This is a genomic window from Bacillus sp. S4, from assembly GCF_040838205.1.
GTDB classification, from domain to species: Bacteria; Bacillota; Bacilli; order Bacillales; family Bacillaceae_G; genus Bacillus_A; species Bacillus_A cereus_U.
Genome location: NZ_JBFPJI010000190.1, coordinates 1 through 6401, shown reverse-complemented (window position 1 = coordinate 6401; position 6401 = coordinate 1). Strand labels below are relative to the sequence as shown.

Genomic DNA, 6401 nt, shown 5'->3' with positions numbered 1-6401 from the left:
GTATGTATTAGTTTAAAGTAAAATGGGGGAACAATCGTGAAAATGAATGAAATAGTGGCGAATACACAATTTCCAAATACAATCGAAACAATTACAAATGATTTAAAAGAATTAGGAATAGAAAAGGGAATGACAGTTATTGTTCATTCATCATTAAGTTCGATTGGTTGGGTATCTGGCGGAGCAGTTGCAGTAGTAGAGGCGTTAATGAAAGTCATTACGGAAGAGGGAACAATCATTATGCCAACCCAATCTTCAGACTTATCCGATCCAAAACATTGGTCAAGACCACCTGTACCAGAAGACTGGTGGCAAATTATTCGGGATAACGTCCCAGCATTTGACCCACGTATAACACCAACAAGGGCAATGGGAGAAGTAGTTGAATGTTTTCGTACATATCCGAATGTATTGCGCAGTAATCATCCGCTCAGTAGTTTTGCAGCATGGGGGAAACACGCAGAAGAAATTACAGCGAATCATTCACTTTCCATAAGTTTTGGTGAAGAATCGCCATTACGAAAAATATACGATTTAGATGGATACATATTATTACTTGGTGTCGGTTATGACTCCAATACGTCCATACATTTATCTGAGGTACGTACAGGTGCACGTGAGTTAATAAAGGTAGGAGCGCCTATTATAGAAGAAGGGGTAAGAGTATGGAAAGAATTCGTTGAAATGGATTACGATTCTGACACGTTTGTAGAAATCGGAGTTGAATATGAGCGTAAAGGAACAGTTACCCGTGGGAAGATAGGGAATGCAACGTGCCGCTTTATGAGGCAACGTGATGCAGTTGACTTTGGAACAGAGTGGTTTCATGCGAAAAATCAGTAAGGGATGGTTATTATGAAGGGGAAAAAAGTATTAATTACGAGCGGCGGTTGCCTAGAAAAATGGGATCAAGTACGCGGACATACAAATTTAGCAAAAGGTACGATTGGAAGAATCATTGCAGAAGAGTTAATGACAAAAGGAGCAAATGTAATATATTTGCATGGCTACTTTGCTGAGAAGCCAATGGATGTAAATAACCAATTAGAATTGCACCCATTTGAGGGGATTATTGATTTACAAGATAAGATGAAAAGTATTATTACACATGAAAAAGTAGATGCAGTTATTATGGCTGCAGCTGGCTCAGATTGGGTTGTCGAAAAAATTTGTGATCAAGATGGAAATGTTCTTAATATGAACGGAAAGATTTCAAGTGATATCGCACCAATTATTCATTTTCAAAAAGCGCCAAAAATATTAAAACAAATAAAGAGTTGGGATCCAGAAACGATACTCGTTGGCTTTAAACTTGAAAGTGATGTAAATGAAGCAGAACTTATTGAAAGAGCAAGCAAAAGAATGGAAGGTGCAAAAGCGAGTGTGATGGTAGCGAACTCACCGCATTCTTTATATTCTCGCGGCGCCGTGCATCACGTCATTGGACAAGATGGTAATGTGAAGTTATGTAATGGGAAAGATGAAACTGCAAAAGAAATTGTCAATATGTTAGAGCATTTATGCAATCGTATTACTGCGATGTAAATTTAAGCTTTTAGAAAGAGCTGCAGTCGCATAGTATATAATGGAGTTAATATTAACTTAGTGGGGGAACGTATCCCTCACTAAGTATTAAATTGAATCAAATCAATGGAATAGGCCATTAGCTGCTCGTAAATGTGTAATACATGATATATGCATAATGAACATTTTGTGAGGAGTGGATTGTATGGAACATTTATTAAAGCAAGCTATTAAACTTAGAAATGAAAAGAAATATGCGCAGTCTAGAGAGATACTTATAGGATTAACAAATTTTACGAGAGATGCAGAAGTGCTATATCAATGCGCTTGGATACATGATGTCATGGGGCTTGAAATGGAGGCGGTTCCGTATTATGAACAGGCGATTGCGAACGGACTTGATGGTGAATCACTTCGCGGTGCGTATATCGGTCTTGGCAGTACGTATCGTTGTATAGGGGAATATGATAAAGCTATTACTGTATTAGAAGCAGGGATAAAGAAGTTCCCCGAAAATGACGTGATGAAAGTATTTTTATCATTAGCAAAATATAACGTAAACGATCATGAATCCGCGATGAAATTACTACTTGAAATGGTCGTAAAAATAGAGGAAGTAAAAGAATTTGAACGTGCCATTTCATTTTATAAAGATCATTTAAATGAGGTTTTTGAATAGAGGAGAGAAGGAATGAATCCATCAATTTCACGAAGGCGAAAAGGCATTTGGATTGGGCTCATATCTTTAATTATGTTATCAAACTATTTATTGTATGCCCTTCCAATAGTACCAGCTGCCCCGAAAGAAGTAGTCCTCGGTTCATTATTAGATTTTATGTTTGTAATTCCGGTTATCACATATTTCTTTATTATACGGAAAAGATATTCGTTAACGTATATGTTTCCTGTAGTTATAGCTGGATACGTATTCGCAAGATTTATAATTCCTAGTGATTATTTACAAGCTTTTTCATTTGTTTCGTATGTAATAGTTGCTGGAGAAATTGCGTTTGTATGTTTTGAACTGTTTCTTATGTATAAAATTATAAGAGTACTTCCTAAAATAATAAAACGATATAAAGAATATCGAAGTGAGTATTCTTCATTTTCTTATGCGATTGATGCAGCATTTGATGTTAATATGAAGAGAAGTAAGACGGTAAATATCATTCTAACAGAGTGTAAATTACTCTATTATGCTTTTTTATCGTGGCGTGAAAAAGTACTAGAAAATGAATTCACATATTCATATCATAAGAAGACCGGTGCAATAGGTGTTTATATCATGATTATTCATGCAACATTAATTGAAAGTATCGGTTTTCATTATTTACTTCATCAATGGAATCCAGTTATAGCTTGGATTTTACTCATTTTGAACATATATGCGATGTTTTATTTTTTAGCTGAAATCCAAGCGATGCGTAAAAATCCAATTATCGTTGCGGAAGAAAAAGTGATCATTCAAATTGGATTAGGAAAGAAAATCGTTATACCATATACACAAATTGATAACATTGCGTTTTATAAAGGCGAACCTTTAACGAAAGAAGAAGAGAAAGAGGTTCTTGACGCAACTGTTATGGAATTTATAAAAGAACCTGCAACTTTTGAAATAACGTTAAAAGAGCCAATTAAAGCACAGTTGTTATATGGATTTTCTAAAACAGTAAGTCGTGTGCACTTAAATGTAGACGATGAACGGAAATTTTATGATGCGGTTATGGAGAAGTTGAAATAGGAGTAAAAATAGTGGAAAATAAAAAAACTCGCAACTTAATAGCTTGCGGGTTTTCGTCGTAAACAATTAAAAAATATGATAAAATTAAGAGGTAACTTATGGTACGGTTGGTTGTTCAATTATCACTTCTCCGAGTAGGAGGGGGGTGATAATAAGTGAGTGAAATTACGTTGTTACTGCAAGGTGGACTGTTTCTCATTGCATTGTTAACGTTTATTGTCGTCTTAATTGACAAGCTCAAAAAATAACAACCCACCTATGCCTATAGAATGTGGGTTGTTGTGTTTGTACAAAACAAATAGGATAAATGAACAATCCAATCTGCTAAGTTACGTGGACTAGTGTGTAGCCGCACACTAGTCTTTTTTATTTATATACAGTTTTTAATTGTTTTATGTGATTGTATTGTTCTTTTCACACTCATTATAACACAGTGTCTTTTCATGAAGAAAGGAGACCGTATGTTCTTATGTGGATTAAATAGAACGTGTAGTTTCTTTAAATAGCCCATCCATATACTGTTTTAAACTTTCCACAAAAAATCCTTTTTTGTCTACATTATTTACGCCGACAATTGGTGATGGAAGATTGTATCTCTTTTCTGATAAATGAACAACAACATCAAAAATATCAAATAGGCGAATGAAGCAGAACAGACCGTCTTTATCACTAAGTAAAATAAAGTAATGGTTTTCGCTCGTTGTATTTAATGTATTCCATAAAGAGCTTTTGCTTAAGTCACGAACGATACTCTTTTCCTTTAATTCCATGAAATCGGCATTTAATAGAATGGTAGAAATATCAATCGCATCTGGATCGTCAAAGTAGCCATCAATTGTTTGTACAGCAAAAGTATAGGCCATTTTTAATACACTCATCTTATATTTACGGTTATCTAAAAGCAATTCACGTTGAATAGAACTAGCTACTTTTGTTACGCGCTCTTCTTTCCAAATTTCATTATGTAATGAAATATCGTGCTTTTTACATAGTTTCATAATTAATGCATTAGAATAAAGTATCTCATCACTTACTTCGACTACATCTGTCTCAGCGGCTGCTAGCTCCTCACCATGTTCATTCGTATAGAGAGGGGAGTCGATTTGTTTTTTCATTTGCTCAATCTTATATTGACTTAATTTATGTCTAATTAAAGGACGGTCAATATTTGTTGTCATATGTTCATGACAGGAATCACAAATTGAGTTTGTGAAATAATATCCACATAATATCTCTGGAATGACATATTGTTCACTAAGTTCTTTCGTATCTTTTCTGCAAATGATGCATTGTGTCATATTTATCACCTTTACCTGCAAATTTGTCTGTAATCTCATTGTAGTGTATTTAATGGGATTTTGGAATATTGTAAAGGAAAATATTATGTGAAATCTAAGTTTAATTTGGTACAATGAAGAGAAGTGCTAGTTTAAAGGAGGACGTTTTTTTGAAATCGAAAGTGCACTTTTGGACATTAGAAGTGCTGATGGTTGTAGGAATTATATTTATTTGCACAAAAATATCGTTTCTATTTCAACCGATTGGTATCTTCATATCAACATTATTTTTCCCAATTTTAATCGCGTTATTTTTATACTTCATATTTAACCCATTGTTAGTCTTTTTGGAGAATAAAAAAGTACCTAGAGGTTTAGCGATTTTACTACTGTATCTTTTTATCATCACATTAACTGGAGTTGCTATTGGAGTAGTTGTTCCAACCATCTCACAACAGCTAATGGATTTAGTGAAAAACATGCCGACTTATATAAAAGAGGGGAAAGTATACATACAAGATCTATCCCATCATAGGTTATTTGAATGGTTATCTACACAAAACTACGTTTCCATTGAAACAATTGAGAAAAATGCGATTGAATACTTAAAGGAAATACCAAACACAATTACGTCGAGTGCAACGGCTTTATTTGGTATTATCACGAACGTGGCGTTAGTTATTTTTACAGTACCGTTCATTTTATTTTATATGTTTAAAGATGGACATGCATTTCCAGGAAAAGCTGTTAGTGTATTACCAGAGTCTTACCGTGAAGAAGGACTTCGTATCATAAAGGAAACGAACGAAACATTATCTGCATATATTCAAGGGCAAGCGCTCGTTTGTTTATTTATAGGTGCCTTTACATTTACTGGTTATTTAATTATCGGTTTACCGTATGCTTTCGTTTTAGGGATTATCGCAGCATTTACAAATATAATTCCGAACTTAGGTCCATTTATCGGAGCAGCACCAGCTGTAATTGTAGGGCTGTTCGTATCTCCGATGCAAGCTCTGTACGTAATTATTATTGTAACAATTGTACAGCAGTTTGAAAGTAACATCATTTCACCGCGTATTATGAGCTCGAAATTAAACATCCATCCGTTAACAATTATCATCCTTATTTTAGGGGTAGGTAATTTCGCGGGAATTATCGGAATGATTTTAGCAGTGCCTGTTTATGCGGTAACGAAAACAGTTATTTCGAACTTAGTGAGATTGTTTAAGACGAAACGAAGTAAACGGAAATAGAATATGTTGAGAAAGATACACCGCAAAAAGTGGTGTATCTTTTATTTTTTTAGAGTGTATGAAATACTTATTATTATATATTTTTCACACGTCAAATCAGGCGATAATTTTTTGTTAAATAAACTTTATAAACTATGTGGAATCCCTCTGAACTATCCAAATCATTTCTTTACACCGCGTCATTAACATCATAATCGACTCCTTTCATTTCTAATATAAGTTCAAACAATTATAGGTGAGTGTAGTACTTGCTTCTACGATCACGAATTTCATCTATAATCTTTTTATACTGTCTCTCTTGTTTTGCTTCATTTGCAGATATAGTTTCTTTTTGAATCGTAATGGTTAAAAAGAAAAGGTGAAACTTCATACGTGAATTCCTCCTTTCGAATAGGAATTACAGGTGACTACAATAATGACTTTGTCGTTCTTTTACGTTGTCCATAGCATGTTCAATTTGTTGGTCATGAAGCATATCAGACTCAGACAGTTTATTTTTTTGAATGGTAATAGTTAAAAATAATACTCTGAATTTCATTGGATTTTTACCCCTTTATAATTTATTTAGTAAAGACGATTGTAATAAGAGGACTGGCGCTCTTT

At 34.1% G+C, this 6401-nt stretch carries 9 protein-coding genes; 6 read left to right on the top strand and 3 right to left on the bottom strand.

What is annotated here, in order from left to right; genetic code table 11:
• Positions 1-42: 42 nt before the first annotated feature.
• From AB3X48_RS15820 to AB3X48_RS15800, 5 genes are all read left to right on the top strand, one after another.
• Entirely contained in the window at positions 43-843 is an 801-nt protein-coding gene (locus AB3X48_RS15820) for an AAC(3) family N-acetyltransferase (protein ID WP_133059503.1), read from the top strand.
• Between the two features lie 12 nt (positions 844-855).
• A complete protein-coding gene (locus AB3X48_RS15815; protein WP_016105152.1) occupies positions 856-1545 on the top strand; it encodes a phosphopantothenoylcysteine decarboxylase domain-containing protein in 690 nt (229 codons plus the stop codon).
• A 184-nt stretch (positions 1546-1729) separates the two neighbouring features.
• The gene (locus tag AB3X48_RS15810) at positions 1730-2203 is read left to right on the top strand and encodes a tetratricopeptide repeat protein (protein WP_002161428.1); all 474 of its coding nucleotides are present in this window, start codon (positions 1730-1732) and stop codon (positions 2201-2203) included.
• Positions 2204-2215: 12 nt separating this feature from the next.
• Positions 2216-3265 (top strand): hypothetical protein, encoded by a 1050-nt coding sequence (locus AB3X48_RS15805; protein WP_016105151.1) that lies wholly within the window; start codon positions 2216-2218, stop codon positions 3263-3265.
• Positions 3266-3420: 155 nt separating this feature from the next.
• Positions 3421-3513: a putative holin-like toxin gene (locus AB3X48_RS15800; RefSeq protein ID WP_087945754.1), complete on the top strand. Its 93-nt coding sequence runs from the start codon at positions 3421-3423 to the stop codon at positions 3511-3513.
• 228 nt (positions 3514-3741) lie between these two features.
• Here the strand turns inward: AB3X48_RS15800 and AB3X48_RS15795 are convergent, their stop codons facing one another.
• Positions 3742-4563, bottom strand: a complete 822-nt coding sequence (locus tag AB3X48_RS15795) for an HNH endonuclease (RefSeq protein ID WP_002110427.1) — start codon at positions 4561-4563, stop codon at positions 3742-3744.
• A gap of 149 nt (positions 4564-4712) precedes the next feature.
• On the opposite strand from AB3X48_RS15795, the gene AB3X48_RS15790 reads away from it, so the two are divergent.
• A complete protein-coding gene (locus AB3X48_RS15790) occupies positions 4713-5798 on the top strand; it encodes an AI-2E family transporter (RefSeq protein ID WP_002161430.1) in 1086 nt (361 codons plus the stop codon).
• Between the two features lie 229 nt (positions 5799-6027).
• Here AB3X48_RS15790 and AB3X48_RS15785 read toward each other — a convergent pair whose 3' ends face one another.
• Both AB3X48_RS15785 and AB3X48_RS15780 read right to left on the bottom strand, forming a co-directional pair.
• Complete coding sequence (locus AB3X48_RS15785) at positions 6028-6168, bottom strand: YrzI family small protein (protein ID WP_002200161.1); 141 nt, start codon at positions 6166-6168, stop codon at positions 6028-6030.
• A gap of 27 nt (positions 6169-6195) precedes the next feature.
• The gene (locus AB3X48_RS15780; protein WP_002161432.1) at positions 6196-6336 is read right to left on the bottom strand and encodes a YrzI family small protein; all 141 of its coding nucleotides are present in this window, start codon (positions 6334-6336) and stop codon (positions 6196-6198) included.
• Between the last annotated feature and the right edge of the window lie 65 nt (positions 6337-6401).